This window comes from Glaciimonas soli, from assembly GCF_009497155.1.
Classification (GTDB): domain Bacteria; phylum Pseudomonadota; class Gammaproteobacteria; order Burkholderiales; family Burkholderiaceae_D; genus Glaciimonas; species Glaciimonas soli.
Genome location: NZ_WINI01000004.1, coordinates 337,362 through 356,879, shown reverse-complemented (window position 1 = coordinate 356,879; position 19,518 = coordinate 337,362). Strand labels below are relative to the sequence as shown.

The window sequence follows — 19,518 nt, the reverse complement described above, 5'->3', positions numbered from 1 at the left end:
AACAAAAATGGATCGGGATCGTAGTGAAAATCATACGGGGATCGATGTTCTCCCTGAAAAGCCGGGGTTCTTTGCCAGATTGCATGACCGGTTTCTCGGCTCCGGAAGGTCAGATGGCAAGTTCGACGTCAGACCCACTGCAGAAAGTCATTTTTCCTGGTTGCGCACACGCATGAGCCTGGAGCGCACGTTGATGTCATGGGTGAGAACGTCAACGGCATTGATTGGCTTCGGTTTCACCATCGTGCAGTTTTTCAGAAATACCTATGGCGGTCCAGACAATAGCACGATGTTGCATCCAACAATGCCGCGCTATCTGGGGCTCGCGTTGATTGCTGCAGGCGTCTTGTCACTATTCGTCGCGTTGTGGCAATACCGGGCTTTTTCTCAGTACCTGTGGAATAAGGATTTTATTCCTTTGGCAGGTTCCGCCAAGGCTCCGATCGAAACGCCGATTATGGGCGTGGCGATTTGTTTGATCATGATCGGAGCCTGTGCATTTCTGGTTGTTTTATTTCACGGAATCTGATCGGACGATGAGATTGAATTTTTTGTAGTGATCTCGACCGGCTCTGTTGCTATGAGCAGGAAACGGGGAAATGGAAGAGGTCTGAGCCTGACCTTGGTTTTTAAAATGTGTAGATCGACTTTTTGATAATTGTAAAGGAATTGACATGGCAAAGACGAGCACAAAACAGCCGAATATTCTGGTCATCTGGGGCGATGATATCGGGATTTCAAATTTAAGCTGTTATTCACGCGGACTGATGGGATATCAAACGCCAAACATCGACCGGCTTGCACATGAAGGCATGCTGTTCACTGATTCTTACGGCGAACAGAGTTGCACGGCCGGTCGTGCCTCTTTCATTACCGGGCAATGCGGTTATCGCACCGGCATGACCAAAGTCGGCATACCGGGTGCGACGGTCGGTCTGCAGGCGGAGGATGTCACGATTGCCCAGCTGCTCAAGAAACAGGGTTATGCCACCGGTCAGTTCGGTAAGAACCATTTAGGCGATTTGAACAAGTTTCTTCCGACTGTTCACGGCTTCGATGAATTTTTCGGTAATCTCTATCATCTGAATGCTGAAGAAGAGCCGGAAATGTACGATTACTATCCGGAAAAAGATTTTCCAGGTTTAGTGAAATCCATCAGACCGCGCGGTGTTATGCATAGTTGGGCGCAAGAAGAAGATGACGCAACCGTTGAGCCGCGCTGGGGTCGTGTCGGCAAGCAAAAAATTACCGATACCGGACCACTGACTACAAAAAGAATGGAGACCTGCGATGATGAATTCGTCGCCGCTTCCAAGAAATTCATCAAAACACAGCACGATGCTGACAAGCCTTTTTTTGTCTGGCTCAACACGTCGCACATGCATCTCTTCACACATACAAAAAAAGAAAGCCTCGGCCAGTCCGGGCGTTGGCAGTCGCCGTATCACGACACCATGATCGATCATGACAAGAATGTCGGTGAAATGCTGGACTACCTTGATGAGCTTGGTATCACAGAAGATACCGTTGTCATGTATTCCACCGACAACGGTCCGCACATGAACAGTTGGCCAGATTGCGGTATGACACCATTCCGCAGTGAGAAGGATACCAATTGGGAAGGTGCTTTCCGGGTGCCGATGCTGGTACGCTGGCCGAACAAGATCAAGGCTGGTTCCGTTTGCAACGAGATGGTCCAACATCATGACTGGCTTCCTACTTTCCTGGCAATTGCCGGCGATCCTGACGTCAAGGAAAAGCTGCTAGTTGGGCACGAGGCCGATGGACAGAAGTTCAAAGTGCATATCGATGGCTACAATCTGGTGCCCTATCTGACGGGCCTGGAAAAGAAAAGTCCGCGCCAATTCTTCTTTTACTTTAGTGACGATGGCGATGTGCTGGGTCTGCGATATGACAACTGGAAGGTCGTCTTCATGGAACAGCGTTGCAAAGGGACGTTGCAAATCTGGGCTGAACCTTTTACGCCTTTGCGCTTGCCAAAGTTATTCAACTTGCGCACCGATCCGTACGAACGGGCCGACATCACGTCGAATAGCTATTATGAATGGATGCTTTATCACGCCTACATACTGTTCGGCGCTTACGCACTGGCGGATAAATTCGCAGCCACATTCAAAGATTTTCCACCGCGTCAAAAGCCAGGCAGCTTCACGATTGACGATGCTTTGACAAAAATGTCTGAAGCTTCTAATGCAGGTCGCTGATTGAAAAGCAACGGGCGCAGTTTTTCTTGCGCCCGTTTTTTTGCTTGTATATGGAAGTAGCTATGGGTCAATTTAATACGCCAATTTTCAGCTGGCGCTACTGCATAGTCGTTATCTAAGGGACATCATGAATCAACCTCAAGCAAAGATAGACGTCGCACCAGATGACGCCAGAGCTATCGCCAAAGAAGCGTACGTCTATGCATTCGCCATGATGGAAAACTACAACACATGGTATCCGCAGGCGGTTGTCAAGGACTCACCGAGTTATGTCGGTGGATTCAACAAATTCCGGCACTACGCGCAACTCTTCTCGCCGGCGAACCACGATGTAGTCACACCGAACAACGACACACCTTATTCCTGGGTGTGGCTGGACTTGCGTGCCGAACCGATTGTCGTCAGCGTTCCGGCTGTGCCATCCGATCGCTATTACGTGCTGCAGTTCATCGATCTTTTTACCTATAACTGTGCTTACATCGGTTCGCGTTCTACCGGTAACGATGCCGGCGACTATCTGATCGTCGGGCCTCAGTGGCAGGGTGATGTGCCAGGCGGCATCAAGAAAGTATTCAAGAGCGAGACGGAGATTGTCGGGATACTGGGACGTACGCAGTTGAACGGCCCGCAGGATATCGATAACGTTAAACAGGTGCAGGCCGGCTTCAAACTCAGGCCGTTGAGCGCGTTTCAAAAGAAACCGGCGCCGCCTGCCGCGCCAGTATTGAGTTTCCCGCCATATGACAAGGCCAAGGTTGCTTCCCACGATTTCATTAGCTACCTGAACTTTCTGTTGGGACTCGCACTGCCTCCGCATCCGAACGAAGTAGTTTTGCGCCAGCGTATGGAAAAAATCGGCATTGTCGCGGGCGCGGCATGGAATGCCAGTCAGGTTGAGCCTGCAGTACTCGCCGCCATCGACGCGGGAGTAAAAGACGCGCAGGAAGAGATCGAGAAAAAAATTGCGGTGACGCACGGCTCCAACGGCCTGTTCGGTTCGCGTGAAGCGCAGGGCGAGGATTACCTGACGCGCGCCGTTGCCGCGGCCATGGGCTTATATGGCAACGATCTGGCGGAAGCCTGGTACGGCGGGTTTGTCGGCAATGGCCGTGAACTGATACAGGTAACTTTTTCCAAGGATCAGTTACCGCCAGCGAAGTTCTTCTGGTCGATCACGCTCTACACGTTGCCAGATCGCTTCCTCTACGACAATCCTCTCAACCGCTATTCGATTGGCGACCGGACCCAGGGCTTGAAATACAACGCCGATGGCGGACTGACGATCTACGTCGGCCACGCCTCGCCTGGTACAGACAAGGAAAGCAACTGGATTCCCGCACCGGACGCTTCATATAGTTTCGTCGCCCGGGTTTATGGGCCGAGCGAAGCGGCGATGAACGGTACATGGAAGCTGCCTTCACCTGCAGCCGTAAGCTGATCTGTATTGCACATAGAGGATTCGAATCATGACAAGCACTCTTGAAGATAAATTGGTCAGCGGGAAAATCGATACACGGATAGGCAGCATCACGCTGGAAAAAGGCCTTCCGGCCGGTGCTGGCGATTCTAAAAAGCTCTTCGATGAATTGGATTTCCAACGCGCCTGCCAAACCTATTTGTGGGCGCTGCCTATCGTTTCGTTCGCCGAATGGCAGCATCAGCATGAGAATGTATTCGGTGCGAAAGATGGACAGCTGGTGATCTATGATAATTATCGGGACAAGCTCGGCATCTTGACTGCCAATGCGACTACGCCTTATATCATGGCATTTGCCAATCTGTTGCGCACCGGGCCGTTGGTAATCGATTTTCCAGCCGGGCCGATGGCCGGAGGTGTCGGTGATTTTTGGCAACGTAGTGTGACAGACATGGGCGAAACCGGACCGGATCGTGGTCAGGGAGCGAAGTATTTGCTGGTAGGCCCAGGTCAGAAAGTAACGCAGACAGAGGGCTTTCAAGTCGTGCAGATGCCGATGAACAATATCATGTTCGGGGTCCGTAGTCTTGAACCAGATCCGCAAAAATCGAAGGCATTGATTGCCAAACTGGCGATTTACCCATTCAGCGAGCGTGAAAAGCCATCAACCGCACAACTGCTGTCTCCTGCTGGCAAATCGTGGAATCAGGGACAGCCACGTGGCCTCGCTTATTGGGAGCGTCTGAATTCCATCTTGCAGGTAGAACCAGTTGAAGCACGCGATCGGATGATGATGGCGATGCTGATTCCGCTCGGGATTGAAAAAGGCAAGCCATTTTCGCCGGACAACCGGCAGAAAGAATTACTGCAGCAAGGTGCTGAAGTAGGCGAGTTGATGGCAATGAATTTCTCGTTCAACAAGCGCTTCGAAGGTGCCAAATACCGGCCGGATGCCAACTGGGTCTATGTCCTTGAAATGAAAGATCCAAATCAGGAAGACGAAAACAATACGCAACTCGACCAGCGTACCGCATGGTTTTATGAAGCGGTGACTGCCAGCAAAGGCATGATGAGTCGCGTAGCGGGGCTGGGGCAAGCGTATCTGGGTTCCTATCATGATCAGCACGGTAATTGGTTTGATGGCGCAAAAACCTACAAATTGCGCGTCCCGCCGAATCAGCCAGCAAAACAGTTCTGGTCTTTGACTGTCTACGACACGCGGACTCGTTGTCTGATCGATAATAAGCAAGGTATTGGCGATAAATCCTCACGTATGCCTGAGCTGGAAAAAAATGCTGACGGCTCGGTTGATCTGTATGTGGGACCGACAGCGATTTCTGGTCATGAGCAAAATTGGATTCCATCGATTCCCGGCCGCGCCTGGTTCGCCTATTTCCGTCTTTACGCGCCAACGGAAGCCTATCTGGATTCTTCGTGGCCGTTGCCAAATATAGAGTTAATCGAAGATGCCAAATAACGCCGTGAAATTGCTTTGATATTTTGAGTGGCAATCACCGTCATTCCCGCGTTCGCGGGAATGACGGTGAGGCGTGCGTAACATCAGTCATTGATCGCAACGCAGGTAACTCTCCGTACTTGCACCAAAAGGCAATAGAAAAATCACCTTGGTACAGCAGTAATCGTGAACCATTTAGTTGATGATTATTAAAAATTTCCCATGTCGCTGCAATTGGCTGACGGGACTACTTGAATGTGAATATTTGAGAAATTTCATCATGGATGAAAAAAACGACAACGCGATATTCCAGATGTAATTTCATTTTCATTAAGTTGAAGAGGGCGATATGAATGATACAACCACGCTGTCTCCGTCACCTCCAGCTGCCCCGTCTTTGCTGACACGCTGCCTGCCGGTTCTTGGCTGGGCACCGCACTATCGGCGCGAGTGGTTCAGGGCCGATATGTTGGCAGGTGTCACGGTAGCGGCATTTTGCATACCTGAGAGCATGGCATACGCAGGTCTTGCCGGACTGCCACCGCAGGCCGGTCTTTATGCCAGCTTGCTTGCTGTCTTCGCCTATGCATTGTTTGGTACCTCACGCCAGGCGGCGATCGGGCCAACTTCGGCATTAGCGATTTTGGTAGCGACCGGACTTGCGGGCCTGGCGCATGGTAATCCTGCGCGTTATATGGAATTGGCTGCGCTGCTGGCGGTAATGGTCGGAGTGATCGCCATTGTGGCGCGGGTGATGCGACTTGGTTTTCTCGTCAATTTTATTTCCGAATCGGTACTAACCGGTTTCTCTGCCGGTGCTGCGATCTATATCGGAACCACTCAGCTTGGCAAACTGTTCGGTATTGAAGGTGCAAAAGGGGAGTTTATCGAACGCATCATGTATATCTTCAACCACCTCGGCACGACGAATATATGGGCGCTCGGGCTTGGTTTGGGTGGCATTGCATTCCTGCTGATTACAGAAAAACTGGCACCGCGTGTGCCGTGGGCGCTGGTCGTGGTGGCAGTGTCGATTTTGTTGATCATGTTCACCGCGCTTGGTGGGCAAGGTATCAAGATTACCGGGTTGATTCCGAACGGGCTGCCGCCGTTCAAAATACCGACGTTTGCGTTGGCCGATATCCAGTTATTGCTACCGTCTGCATTTGCGGTGTTTTTGTTGTCGTACGTAGAGGGTATGGGCGTGGTACGCACGTTTGCTGCCAAGCATAAATATCCGGCCGATGCGAATCAGGAACTGTTGGCGGTCGGGGCGGCGAATGTATTGTGCGGCATAGGCTCGGCAATGCCGGTGGGTTGCAGCATGTCGCGTTCCGCAGTCAATGACCAGGCTGGTGCGAAGACACCGTTTGCCGGCGCGATTTCTGGAATCCTTCTCGGCGTTATCGTGTTGTTCTTCACCGGTGCATTCACGAATTTACCCGAACCGATACTGGCTGCGGTGGTCTTGGTCGCTGTGAAAGGGTTGATCGATATTCCGGCATTGAAGCGCTTGTGGCGCGTCAGTCAGAAGGAATTCTGGATCGCGCTTGCTGCCATGTTCGGTGTATTGGCGTTCGGGATGCTGGAAGGCGTCATGATAGGAACAGTGTTATCGCTGCTGATGTTGGTATGGCGCGCCAGTAATCCAAGCACGGTTCTGCTCGGCCGCATTCCCGGGACACAGTTGTATAGCGATCTTGCGCGTCATCCGCACAATGAAAGCGTACCTGGCGTGTTGGTTTTCCGCGCTAATGCCGGCCTGTTTTACGCCAACGTTGAGAAGGTCAAGAGTGATCTGATGGATGCAATCACGGCACAGATGTCGCCCGTAAAACTGGTGGTGTTTGATTTGTCGTCATCACCTTACTCGGATGTGGCAGCGGCAGAGATGCTTGCTTCGTTGAAGGAGGATCTGGCGGGTCGTGGAATTGCCCTCAAGATTTCAAACCTGACAGGCGAAGTGCGTGACCTGTTGCGACGTGACGGTTTGGATAAACAATTCGACATCGGTCCTCGTGTGGGCGTGGAGTCGATCATTAAAGAGTGGTTGGGAAACGACGATCGATCGCTAACAGGTAGCCGGAAAAGTGTTGGTCCGGTTTGACAACAATCAACGTACATAATTGTCAGAGGTCGCCATGATTGAAATACAAGAAGTAGCACAACGTTTCTGGACAGATCTTATCTCGCGGCCAAGCGGTCCGATGGCGTTCCGGTTCTATCTGCAACCGGTGATGGGGCTTGTCGTAGCGTGGTTGGATGGGGTCAAAGATGCGCGTACCGGACGCACGCCGTTTTTTTGGACGATTCTGCACGAGCCGGCCGAACGCGTTGGCAGGATATTGGAAGGTTTGAAGTCGACCAGCCGCATCATCGGGCTGGGCGTGGTGATGGAAGCGATTTATCAGTACAAGATGGGCACTTTTCATGTGCTTGAAGCGCTGAACGTTGTTTTCTTTCTCGCCGTGTTGCCGTATTTACTGTTTCGCGGCCCGGTCGCGCGTATTGCCAAATACTGGATCGCAAAGAAAAAGAACAATAATTTGCCTTAAGGTCATGCACAATACTCACGACGTTAACCCGCCATTTTTATTCAAGAGAGCCCTATGCCCGTTACCGAAAAAGTGAGAGTAGTACAGGACGATGCAATGCAAGATTCGCAGCAAGCTGCGCTGCGAAATACACATCAAGAGACGACGCTGCCTTCAGCGAACATGGTGTGGATACCGGGCGGTAAATTCCTGATGGGATCGAATGACCATTATCCGGAAGAAGCACCTGCGCACAAGGTTGTTGTCGGTGGATTCTGGATGGATAAGTACGCCGTTACCAACGCCGAATTCAAGTCATTCGTCGATGCTACCGGTTACGTCACTTTGGTTGAACGCGAGGTTGATGCCAGCGATTATCCCAATGCCATTCCAGAAATGCTGGTGCCGTCGTCAGTGGTATTCCAAAAGACGCCGAAAGCGGTCGATTTGGGTAATCCATATCAATGGTGGAAGTATGTGCCGGGCGCGAACTGGCGGCATCCGCGTGGTCCGGATTCTTCGCTTAAAGGGATTTGGAAACATCCGGTGGTACATGTCGGTTTCGAGGACGCGATGGCCTATGCAGAATGGGCCGGCAAGACTCTTCCTACCGAAGCTGAGTGGGAATTCGCCGCGCGCGGTGGGCTTGAAGCTGCGGCCTATGTGTGGGGTGACGACTACATGCCGGGCGGCAGGACGATGGCCAATACATGGCAGGGCGAATTTCCGTGGCAGAACTTGCTGCAAGATCGTTATGAATGGACCGCTCCGGTCGGCGCTTTTCCTGCCAACGGTTATGGTCTTTACGAGATGGCTGGGAATGTGTGGGAGTGGACCACAGACTGGTATCAGGAGCACGGGAAAATAGAGCACGCTTGCTGCACCATCGACAATCCACGCGGAGGACAGCGCGAAACAAGTGTTGATCAACGGTCCAAGGATACGCAGATCCCGCGAAAAGTCATGAAGGGCGGTTCACATTTGTGCGCCCCGAATTACTGTCGTCGCTATCGGCCTGCGGCACGGATGGCGCAGCCGATTGATACCGCAACTTGCCACTTGGGATTCCGTTGCATAGTCCGAAAAACGGATGAGGTTTGATGATTTTTATAACCGTGAGAGATACGTGGTGAGACCTCAGGATCAGTAAGTTTTGTCATGGCATCCGATTCGATTTCATCATGTATTTCAGCCTAAGCGATGCGCGGTAACGCCTGTCGAATTCTCGTTGCGGGACCGACTGATCAAGTTGAATGTGCAAAAACGGAGAGAGTAATGAAGACCTACGCTTATCGATTTACGGTGATGTTATTTGCACTGACGACCTGTTTGTTGGTTGATGCTAACCATCTTGCAAATGCAGCAAATACGGCAGAGGTGGACGCAAAAACACAGGCAATCGGCCGCGAATCGCCGTGGCCGCTGAGCATAACCTCGGGCTCCACCAAACTTACCGTCTTTCAGCCGCAGATCGATTCGTGGGATGGCTACCATTTGAACGCCAGGCTCGCAGTACGCGCTACGTCGGCAACCAATCCTCCGCAAAATTCGTATGGTGTGATTACTGTTCAGGCTACCACCTTGACGGATAAAGGCACACGCGTCGTCACGATTAATCAGGCAACCATCGTCAAGAGTGATTTCCGCTCGGTGCCAGCTGCGCAATCGCAAGCCTGGAGCAGTGCCATCGCGCAGGATTTTGCCGGTAAATCGCGCACCATTGCGCTCGATCGTTTGCAGCAGCAACTGGCCATTTCCCATGCACAGGAAAAAATCGAAGGCAAGCCGCTTCGCAACGTTGCTCCGGAGTTTATTTTCTCGACCACGCCATCGATGCAAATATACGTCGACGGCGCACCAACTTATCGTGCCATGAGCGGCTTGCCGTACGAACGTGTGATCAATACCCGCGCGTTGGTGCTGCGCGACAGCAGCAACACTTACTATCTCAAATTGTTTGATGGCTGGATGTCTGCATCGGCGTTAGAAGGGCCTTGGCGCGTGCTCACCAATGCGCCTGCCAATCTTAATACCGCATTTAAGCAAGCTTCTGATGCGCATCTGATCGACCCGCTCACCGGTCAGTCCGCACCCGACAAGCCTGGTCCTTCCCTCAAAACTATTGTTCCGACGATATTTGTTGTGACTAAGCCGACCGAATTGATTGTCACTAACGGCGCACCAAAATATGTAGCAGTGGCCGGAACGCATCTGGAATACGTAGAAAACACCACGGGCCATGTGTTTAAACATTTACCCGATAATCAGATCTATGTGTTGGTATCTGGTCGTTGGTTCCGCGCCGCAGATAATCACGGACCTTGGGAATATGTTGCTGCCAATGCGTTGCCGGCAGATTTCGCGCAGATTCCTGATGATAGTCCTGTCGAAAACGTCAAAGCATCGATTGCCGGAACCCAGCAAGCTACCGACGCTGTCATTGAAACCTCTGTGCCGCAAACTGCTGCGGTCAATATTGCAGGGACTACCCTGACGCCTCCTAAATTTGATGGCACTCCGGCATTCCAAGCTATCCCGGAAACCGCATTGGAATATGTCGCGAATACGTCTACGCCGATAGTGCGTGTTGGTGGCTCGACTGTTTATGCAATGCAGAACGGCGTCTGGTTTACGGCTCCTTCTTTGAATGGCAACTGGACGGTTGCCACCAGCGTACCAGCCGAAATTTATGCTATTCCTCCAAGCTCATCACTTTACTACCTGACATTCGTGCGTATTTATGAAGTATCAGGTAATACTGTCTACGTTGGTTATACGCCGGGTTATCAAGGGGCTTATATTGACCCGACTACTGGTGTTGTCGTCTACGGCACCGGCTACGCTTACAGCCCATGGGTCGGGGCAGTTTGGTATGGCGATTCTGTCACGTATGGTTATGCTGCGGCGATCGCCTACACACCTTGGTCGGGTTGGGCTTACGGTTTCGGTTTTGGCTGGTACTGGGGCGCAGCAACCCTTGCGTATGGCTGGGGCTGGGGACCATATCCTTACTGGGGCCCTTGGGCCTATCCAGCCTGGTATGGCGGTGTCGCATGGGGCGCAGCTGGTGGTGCCGTGGCATGGGGACCAGGTGGTTGGGCCGGCTATAGCGGCAATATTTATCAACAATGGGGTAACCGCGCTAGCGTGTCTCGGGTTGCTGGTGGCTTCGATGCCTGGACTGGCAACCGATGGGCAGGGCAAGTTGGTGCTTCCTATAATTCCCGTACCGGCATTGCGTCTGCCGGACAGCGCGGTGGTGTCGCGAATGTTTATTCAGGCAACTACGCTGGCGGTGCGCGAGGAGTGGCGACAGGCCCGGCAGGCAATGTCGTCGTCGGTTCGCATGGGACGGCGGGTAATGCTTATAGCGGCAATCAGGTCTCAGGTAATCGCGGTGCTGTCTACAATAAAAGCACAGGTCAATGGACCAATGTTGGTGGCGTATCTGGACCAAATGGCGGCCATGCCGGTCATGTTGGCGACGATGTGTACGCCGGTAAAGACGGTAACGTCTATCGCAATACCGGCAACGGCTGGCAACAACATACCGACGGCGGCTGGCAGCCGGTAGCAGGTAGCGCACAAGGACAAGCCACACGTAACGCTACAGGCGGGCTGGGAGCTCAGCGGGCAAATCCGCAAGGAATGGCACCCTCTGGTGCCGGAGCAGATCGCATAGGCGAATTGAATCAGGAGCGAAGCGGGCGCTTCAATGGCGGTATGCAAGCCAATCAACTGCGTCAGTCTTCTATGGGTATGAGTAGGGGGCATTTCGGACGACGTCGATAAATATTTTTAAAAATTTATGACGCAAAAATCGACTCGAGGTTTTTTCTGGCTGCTCGTCGCACTGTTTACCATATGGACGAACTGTGCCTGGGCAGCTGGCGGTGATATTTTCAATATCATCGATGGTAACTTGCAAAAACGCGTCAATGGCGTCGTAGGTCTGATCGGCTATGCGATTGTGCCGGATGTGACGACAAGCTCGCTGTCGATCACTAACGCAAGTACCGGTGACCCCGGCATTTACTCGACCCAGTTTGGTGGGGGCGCTACGATGAGCAAGTCGTTCCCACTCTATCTGGAGGGCGTTGCTGCATATACCCGTTACGACCCGACTTTTGTTGCCAGCGACGGCACCGAAAGTCGATTCCTGCCGCTGCGATGGAATGCGGTGACGGCAAGCGGCGGCGTAGGATGGGATTTTCCGATCACAGACAAGCTCGCGATACGCCCAATTCTGAACGTTGCTTTAGGCACTGTCGCTAGCGATATAACCGCCGGAGAATGGCTTGTAAATGACAAATTGGGAACCGATTTCAAGTTCCTGAACGGCGGCACGTTCAATTCCTATGGTTTGGGCGGGTCGTTAATGCTGGTTTACGAAGACTTCACCCCAGCGCGGGAATTCGAAACTGAACTGCGGTACACCAACATCGCCCTGCAGACGTTCGGCACCAATTCAAGTATCGTGCAGGGACACGCCACCTCGGAAAGCATGGGACTTTGGGCGCGCTACCGTGCGCCTACAGGTATGACATTGATGGACCGACCGGTGCGCTATGTATTAGAACTGGCACACACGGAATTCATGGGCGATTTACGTGGCGCATTGGGCTTCAACGACCTGACATCACTGGGCGCCGGGATAGAATTCGACTCCAGCAAGTACAACGTCATCGTGACCCGCACGCGGATTGTTGCGCGATACGTGTTTGGCAATAATGTTTCGGGTGTGTCAGTGGGACTGGCGGTCAGTTTTTGACATGCAGCAAAGAGCCAATTTAATCGTAAAAACCGGCATTTTGGCTATGACGCAAATTTGAGCAACGAAAATTGCCAAGATTTGACGGAGAACCTTGATTTTACTGGTGCGGCTGGCGGGGATCGAACCCACGACCCTTGGCTTCGGAGGCCCAAAATACAGCAAGGTTCTATAAGGCTGTTAAAGATTTTATTCCATTGTTGGCACAATTTTGGCACACTGCTACCTTCCTTCAGCGTAGCTTTCCATCAATGCCAACCATCCGCAAAAAAGGCGAAGGCCAATATCACGTTCAGATCCGCAAACGGGGATACCCTACGCAAACCAAAACGTTCACCAAGGAGGTAGACGCTAAGCGATGGGCTACGATCATCGAATCCGAAATGGAGCGTGGTGTATTTGTATCGCGCACAGAGGCGGAAGCCACTCTAGTCAAGGATGTGTTGCAGCGATTCGCATCGGAAGTATTGCCGACAAAGCGAAGCGAACAGTCGGATAAGTCGCGCATCAAGACACTAATCGAAGAATTTGGTAACTACCGCTTGGCGAGCCTTAACTCTACTCAGATTGCGAAATTTCGCGACCAGCGATTGAAAGTAGTCGGCCCGCAATCAGTCATTCACGAAATCAACTTGCTCAATCGAGTTCTCAAAACTGCGTCGATGGATTGGGGTATTGCCCTGCCTGGTGGACTGCCGACCGAGCAAGTTCGAAAGCCAATCAAGCCAAGAGGGCGCGACCGTCGTGTTGCAGAATTAGAAATCGCAAAAATCCTCGAAGCCACGGAATCGCTTGAGCTGAGAACAATCGTCACACTAGCCGTTGAGACTGGTATGCGCCGAAACGAAATAGCTTCGTTAGTCTGGGATGAAATCGATCTGAAGAACCAAACGGCACACTTACCAAAAACAAAGACGGACGTGCCTCGAACTGTCCCGTTATCAAGAGCTGCAGTCAAAGCATTGAATGCGTTCGGAGTGAAAGAAGATGGCCGTGTCTTTGCACTTCAGGCGGAATCAATGAGTCAGGCGTTCGAACGCGCTTGCGAGCCACACAGGGCAAATATCGTCGGGGCGCGGTTTCACGATTTGCGCCACGAAGCCACCAGTCGTCTGTTTGAAAAAGGCTTGAACGTGATGGAAGTTGCAGCGATCACGGGACATAAGACACTAGACATGCTCAAGCGCTACACGCACTTGCGAGCTGAAGACCTGGCAAAAAAAATAGGGTGAACTCAACAGAGTTCACCCATGCTTGACTTATCTATGAACAACAATACCTTACTATACAAGAGCCTATGGATAGTTAAGCCACTTTTGAAACTAAATCGGAAGATTTTTAAAGGCGCGCTTTGTGTGTCTGGATAAGTTTAACCCAGCTTTTACTCGTGAAAACAGGGGGTCCACGCATGGTTGATTTACTGTGAATACCCCTTGAGCCACTAGTGTAGTAAGTGAAGTAGACGTTTCTATGCGAGCATGCCTGTAAGCGACGTAACTGTCGTGCCTTACAAAGGGATGACAATCAGGAGCCAGTTCACAGGTAGGGTCGAACGGCAAGTCGGGATATTTGGAGCATACGCACACAAGAAGGCAAACTGCGCCGGGATAGTCGGGAATTGCAACTGGGTCATTTAATATTATAAAAAGATGAGCCCCAGCAGGTCCAGACGGTATAAATAATGTTTGCCCTGCAGTTGGGACCCAAACTGTCATAAATTAAATCGCAGACGCAAAAGCGGTGTTTATTACACGTTGCTCTTCGAGTCTAGTGGCAAGCGTTTGTGATTGATCATTATTGAAGTCGAGCACTTCAAATAACCGATTGATGCTTATAGCTACCGATGACCCGTCTGGATCTACCCATTCTGGGCAATGATCATGAGTGTAATCACGAATTTGATATTTACTTAAATGACCGAATTCAGCCCACGTTTCAGCAAGTAAACTCAAATCTGCATCACTCAATTCGAGTAAATCTTCTTCTGGTGATCTAATGAGACTAGCATCGCTAAGCGCTACATCGTAGCCCTCCCGATCTGAAACCCACATGTCCCAACCATCTTCAGCAGATGGCGTCATGCCATTGATACGGTTAAGAGTCCTCGATAGAACTGGGCCATGCTCCATAGAGACGAGCGTATCACCAATTATCGGCTCACCGTATTGTTGATAGGATCGACGTTCAACCAAATACATTAGCTTCATCAGCTTCAGAACTGGCAATCGACCACGGGCTTGAAAGAGGAAATAAGCGGCAACTTGCGCGGCTTTTTTTTCTGAGAAGATATTTTGCATAATTTTAAGCCTCCGTCGCAAGACATTTGCAAACTGGACAGCTAATTCGACCTTAATTTATATACTTGTGATCGCCTTGTCAAATCATTTAGCTACTAAAAATGATATTCGCTACCAGAACAGCTCAGAATTCATGAAAAAACATCAGAGTATATGATTAGGACCAAAAGGTTATCTAGCAAGTTCAATTAATACTGTTTAAATATACAGTATTAATTTTTTTCAGTAAAGGCTTTTGGTCTTTGAGTAGCTGTCCGTTATAAATAGAATTGGGCTCTATTGTGTCAAATAATTAATTTATGTGCGGATTCCCATGTCGCGACGCTGGTGCGTCTAAAAACGCGACAGCATGGTAATCATGATATGCAGGGGAGCCGTCCTTCGGCGGCTTCTCACCATGCGGTTGTGTCCGTGCGCAAAAAACCGCGCGAGGCACAATCCCAGTTATAGAACTACTGGGATGAGACTCAAATCGCCCCGGTACTGTGGGTGACAGATTGTAAAAACAGTTCGGCATGGATTAGGGCACCTTAATACGTTCAAGGCAGGAGAGCATGCCCGCGTGAGCGCGACGTCTCGTCTTCACTTGCTTAAAAATCACGGGGCAACCGGCAGTACTTGTCCATGTTATGCTGCGCGATGCGCCCACGGGTGACCGTATTATTTCGGGAGCGATGGGCGAATCGGTACGCAATTCAAGATTATTCGCCGAATGTGGGAAGGCGGGTGGCTGCGAAAGAACTACTAAGTAAGAACAGATGCGTTGCCTCTGAGTGATGCGTATTAACCACGAGATAGGAAAATGATGGTCGCAACTCCGAATGACGTTCAAGTACAACTTGACCAAGAGCGCAAGTTAGTTTCGTTTGATAGTTACGATCTTTCCGTGAGACAGCTACTTGATATGGTAGAAAGCGGGGATATTTTTGTTCCGCCTGAATACCAACGTCAGTTTATTTGGGATCCTGTGCGCCAATCTGCATTGATCGAATCCGTATTTTTAGGAATACCGGTGCCAAGCTTATTTATGGCGACAAATTCGGACTCGACTTGGGAGGTTGTTGACGGTGTACAGCGTCTTGGAACTCTGTCTCATTTCGTCGCTTCAGTTATATTGCTTGAGAAAATTTCGAGGGACAAGCCTTTAACAATCACAGGACTTGAGAAACTAACCGCTTTAAATAATTTGACCTTCGCAGATTTTCCGAAGTCTCTGCAATTGCGTTTCTTTACCCGCCCGCTTCGAGTTACGGTGTTAAATGACAAAAGTGATTTGTCGGTGCGTTTTGACCTATTCGAACGTTTGAACACAGGCGGCGTGCTGTTGACCGCACAAGAGATTCGAAACTGTGTTTATAGAGGACCATTTAACGATACGATAAAGGAGATGTCGGCATACCCAGCTTTTCGAGCTGTGGTCAAGATAAAGGACGGCGACAAGAACAACGGTATGTATGAAGAATTGGTTCTCCGATTTTTGGCATATCTTCATGGCTATAAAGAATTCGATCACTCGGTAAAGGAATTCCTTAACGCCTTTATGAAAAAATACCAAAAGATCGATATCGACAAAGTTACGCTAAAACTATTCAGAGAGGTATTCGATGCCTTGATGGCGGCTTTACCTGACGGTATATCGCGTAGCCGGAAGGCTACACCAATTAATTTGTTTGAGGCAGTCTCTGTGGGTGCAGCACTAGCATTGCGTGCAGGATCAAAAATCGACCCTGGTCTTGTAGTTGCATTACTTTCTGACGATGAACTAAAGAAATTTACTGGGGCAGGCTCGAACGCTAAGAGAATGGTAATTGGACGAATCGAATACACTAGGGACAAGCTGTTGTGAATCTTGATCACGTCCGAACTGGCGTCAACGCGCGGCTGGCAGAAGCTAGATTAATGTTGGGCCTCCTAAAAATTGACGGAGGTCCCCAGTCGGAAGTCCCAAAAAACGACCCAACTAGTGCCACAATTAGAGGGATGGTCTATGTCTCTTTATATGGAGCGCTAGAGTACTGTGTGGAGCAGGGTGTTCAAGGCTTGCTGAATTTCATTAGCGCGTCTCAAGTTCAGAACGCCCATCTTGAATATAGTGTAAACGTAGTCGCGTTAGACCCGTTTCTTACATCCGTACGGGACGCTGGGGAGAAGAAAAAATGGCCATCGCGCCGTGCTCTGTTTGAAAAAATGGCAGACAGTTCTGTTTGCACCATCTCTAACACAGCGTTCGGAACGTTCTTACACAATGTGCATCCATCTACTATTGAAGAGGTTTTTCATTGCTTTGGGATTGATCTTCCGCCTACGCCGGAGCCAAGACAAATTGGCTACTTACAAGAGATAGTTGATAAGCGGAACGCCGTCGCTCACGGGCGGGATACTGCTACTGAAGTGGGTGAAGGACGGACGTTGGCAGACTTAGTGTTAAGAATGGACGCAGTTTACGCGGAGTGTATCTATTTTTTATCAGCGCTTGAAGAACATGCCTCTGATCTAAGTTTTGTGCAACCAAGGTACCGTGGAGTCTATCGGAGTGCGGCGTAACGTAAATAGTAAAGCAACAATAGTGACAAACGACAAATTAAGACAGTTGAAATGAACAAATGCTCCAACGACACGATTGTCGAAAAGAACTTTTCGAGTATCCACACTTTAAACCCAAAAAGAAACAATGACACGTTGTCGGTGCAAGAGGCCAGGCTATTTCCGTATTACGCAGGGTACTCATCATCGTTTGCATTGAATGTACTGAAGTCTCTTTCGCTGGATAAGGATGCATTGGTACTTGATCCATGGAATGGGAGCGGGACCACAACTAATGCGGCGAATAGCCTAGGTTACAAGGCTGTCGGATTTGATCTAAACCCGGCTATGGTTGTTGTGGCTAAAGCAAATGCAGTATCTTACGCTGACGCTCCTAGCCTACCTCATCTTGCGCGCTTGCTGGTTGATCGGGCGCAAGTTCACAAAATGTTTGATAGCGCTGCCGACCCGCTAAGGGTGTGGCTAACGCCACAAAGTGCGACCCATATACGCGCACTCGAACTCGAGATCAATCGTGCCCTGGTTTCATTTGATCGATATGCATCGTTAAAAGAGGCTTCTGTTCTAAATGAAATCTCCGCTCTTGCTGCGTTCTTTTATTTGGCACTATTTAGAACTACTCGACGTTTACTTCGGGATTTTGTACCAACGAACCCAACATGGACAAAAATTCCCCGGAGTACTCTGAATCGAAAAAGACCATCTGCTAGTCTCATTGCTGAGACATTCATAAGCGAGGTTCAATCCCTCAGTGTGAAAATTTTTTCGCAAAAACAAGTCAAGACTAAAAAGGTAATTCCAATCGCTTTGCAGATGGGAAACGCGGAGGACATTAAGCTCGCGGACTCAAGCGCCGATGCTGTTATCAGCTCCCCACCTTACTGTACACGTATCGACTACGCGGTCGCGACTGCAATCGAATTGGCCGTTTTGGGACTTTCTACTTCCGAGTTTGACAGTCTGCGGAGGTCGCTCACAGGGACTTCAACTGTAACAAAGGAGCCTAAAGCACTTAATCCTAGTTGGGGACCGACATGCTTAACTTTTCTTGATGCCGTTTATGATCACTCTTCAGTGGCTTCCAGCACCTATTACTTCAAGAATCACCTTCAATATTTTGCGTCGCTTTCCCGTTCGCTTTCTGAGGTTGGTCGCGTGTTAGCGCGGAATGGCACATGTGTGCTTGTAGTTCAGGACTCGTATTACAAGGACGTATATAACAATGTCCCACAAATCGTTTGTGAAATGGCGTCGAATAGTGGGCTTGAACTAGTTCATCGAGGAGACTTCCACTCCAAACGATCGATGGCCGGAATAAATCCGAAAGCACGCATGTACGTTGCGAATCGCACTTCGACCGAGAGCGTTCTCTATTTTAGACATGGTTAAAGAGCGCCAAATATGGGTAACCTAAAGCGCCGAGAATTCTAAAACGATGAACAATTATCGTGTTTGCGGCTCTAGAAGTCGCTGTTATCCTCCGAATGTCTATGCATAATCAAAAACAAATTATCGAAGCAATTAAGACCGGAATGAAAAGGGCATGCCAAGCGATGCATAGCTTTACGGATGAGCCGGCACTGGCATTCAATGCAGAGTACCTTTTTACAGTTAATACAGCAAATGCCATCGACGAGCATAATTATGTTCCTGCTCATGCTTACGAAATTCGGATCGAGCAGAGTACTAAGAAGTTTGCTCGAGACTGCCTGTTACCGTTCAAGTTTGGTCATCCATTGGTTCGTGGATCGACTAAGCGGCGTTCGAAAGTACCCCCTAAAATCGACCGAAATGGCCGAATTGATATCGCTGTTTATCACGACTCACCTAAATCTGGATACTTTGGTCGGCAACCACTTTGCGCCATCGAACTTAAAGGCTTCGATCCAGCACGCAAATTGGTAATGGATGATCTTCGTCGGAATTTGGAATTCATGAGGCTTGAAGGGGACACTGGCGCGAGCGTGTTGGGATTTGTCGTATTCGCTGCATTACACGAAACGCCAGTGCCACAAAATTTACATGAAGCGTTCGTCAAGGAGGTCGAAGTAAAGAAGAAATATCAAAGGTGGTTAGCTGGTCTCGGGCAGCGTAGCGATGTTGTTGAATCCGTCGAAACTTTTGGAGTCAGTTGGGAGCCGGACGGAACGATCAAAGAGGAAGTTTGCGAGTATGTACTAGACACATCAACTAGGCACCACTTCGTTGGCGCAATTGTGACGTTTTCTCGTCTTGCCTAAAGGAAACTACCGTTCTGGGGAATACGTTAGGCTA

General features: G+C 50.1%; 15 protein-coding genes. 14 read left to right on the top strand and 1 reads right to left on the bottom strand.

What is annotated here, in order from left to right; all coding sequences use genetic code 11:
* Positions 1-7 precede the first annotated feature (7 nt).
* The 10 genes from GEV47_RS09965 to GEV47_RS09920 all read left to right on the top strand — a co-directional run bounded on the left by GEV47_RS09965 (position 8) and on the right by GEV47_RS09920 (position 13,635).
* Positions 8-529: a YidH family protein gene (locus tag GEV47_RS09965; protein WP_153234600.1), complete on the top strand. Its 522-nt coding sequence runs from the start codon at positions 8-10 to the stop codon at positions 527-529.
* A 145-nt stretch (positions 530-674) separates the two neighbouring features.
* Positions 675-2,225, top strand: a complete 1,551-nt coding sequence (locus GEV47_RS09960) for an arylsulfatase (protein ID WP_153234599.1) — start codon at positions 675-677, stop codon at positions 2,223-2,225.
* A 127-nt stretch (positions 2,226-2,352) separates the two neighbouring features.
* Positions 2,353-3,663: a DUF1254 domain-containing protein gene (locus GEV47_RS09955; RefSeq protein ID WP_153234598.1), complete on the top strand. Its 1,311-nt coding sequence runs from the start codon at positions 2,353-2,355 to the stop codon at positions 3,661-3,663.
* A 28-nt stretch (positions 3,664-3,691) separates the two neighbouring features.
* A complete protein-coding gene (locus GEV47_RS09950; RefSeq protein WP_153234597.1) occupies positions 3,692-5,119 on the top strand; it encodes a DUF1254 domain-containing protein in 1,428 nt (475 codons plus the stop codon).
* A 328-nt stretch (positions 5,120-5,447) separates the two neighbouring features.
* A complete protein-coding gene (locus GEV47_RS09945; RefSeq protein ID WP_153234596.1) occupies positions 5,448-7,205 on the top strand; it encodes a SulP family inorganic anion transporter in 1,758 nt (585 codons plus the stop codon).
* A gap of 34 nt (positions 7,206-7,239) precedes the next feature.
* On the top strand, positions 7,240-7,653 hold the full coding sequence (locus tag GEV47_RS09940; RefSeq protein ID WP_153234595.1) for a hypothetical protein: 414 nt from the start codon (positions 7,240-7,242) through the stop codon (positions 7,651-7,653).
* Between the two features lie 54 nt (positions 7,654-7,707).
* Positions 7,708-8,733, top strand: coding sequence for a formylglycine-generating enzyme family protein (locus GEV47_RS09935; protein ID WP_228124650.1), 1,026 nt, complete (start codon positions 7,708-7,710; stop codon positions 8,731-8,733).
* A 174-nt stretch (positions 8,734-8,907) separates the two neighbouring features.
* Positions 8,908-11,424, top strand: coding sequence for an autotransporter (locus tag GEV47_RS09930; RefSeq protein ID WP_194270627.1), 2,517 nt, complete (start codon positions 8,908-8,910; stop codon positions 11,422-11,424).
* Between the two features lie 16 nt (positions 11,425-11,440).
* On the top strand, positions 11,441-12,403 hold the full coding sequence (locus GEV47_RS09925; RefSeq protein WP_153234594.1) for an autotransporter domain-containing protein: 963 nt from the start codon (positions 11,441-11,443) through the stop codon (positions 12,401-12,403).
* A 251-nt stretch (positions 12,404-12,654) separates the two neighbouring features.
* Entirely contained in the window at positions 12,655-13,635 is a 981-nt protein-coding gene (locus GEV47_RS09920) for a site-specific integrase (protein WP_153234593.1), read from the top strand.
* 486 nt (positions 13,636-14,121) lie between these two features.
* Here the strand turns inward: GEV47_RS09920 and GEV47_RS09915 are convergent, their stop codons facing one another.
* A complete protein-coding gene (locus GEV47_RS09915) occupies positions 14,122-14,700 on the bottom strand; it encodes a Panacea domain-containing protein (RefSeq protein WP_153234592.1) in 579 nt (192 codons plus the stop codon).
* Positions 14,701-15,502: 802 nt separating this feature from the next.
* Between GEV47_RS09915 and GEV47_RS09910 the strand changes: the two genes are divergently transcribed.
* From GEV47_RS09910 to GEV47_RS09900, 4 genes are all read left to right on the top strand, one after another.
* Entirely contained in the window at positions 15,503-16,546 is a 1,044-nt protein-coding gene (locus GEV47_RS09910) for a DUF262 domain-containing protein (protein WP_153234591.1), read from the top strand.
* On the top strand, positions 16,543-17,244 hold the full coding sequence (locus tag GEV47_RS19375; protein WP_194270626.1) for a HEPN domain-containing protein: 702 nt from the start codon (positions 16,543-16,545) through the stop codon (positions 17,242-17,244). Before GEV47_RS09910 ends, GEV47_RS19375 begins: the two co-directional genes overlap by 4 nt.
* A 51-nt stretch (positions 17,245-17,295) precedes the next feature.
* Positions 17,296-18,633, top strand: a complete 1,338-nt coding sequence (locus GEV47_RS09905; protein WP_153234590.1) for a DNA methyltransferase — start codon at positions 17,296-17,298, stop codon at positions 18,631-18,633.
* Positions 18,634-18,734: 101 nt separating this feature from the next.
* Positions 18,735-19,484: a hypothetical protein gene (locus tag GEV47_RS09900; RefSeq protein ID WP_153234589.1), complete on the top strand. Its 750-nt coding sequence runs from the start codon at positions 18,735-18,737 to the stop codon at positions 19,482-19,484.
* Positions 19,485-19,518: the final 34 nt, after the last annotated feature.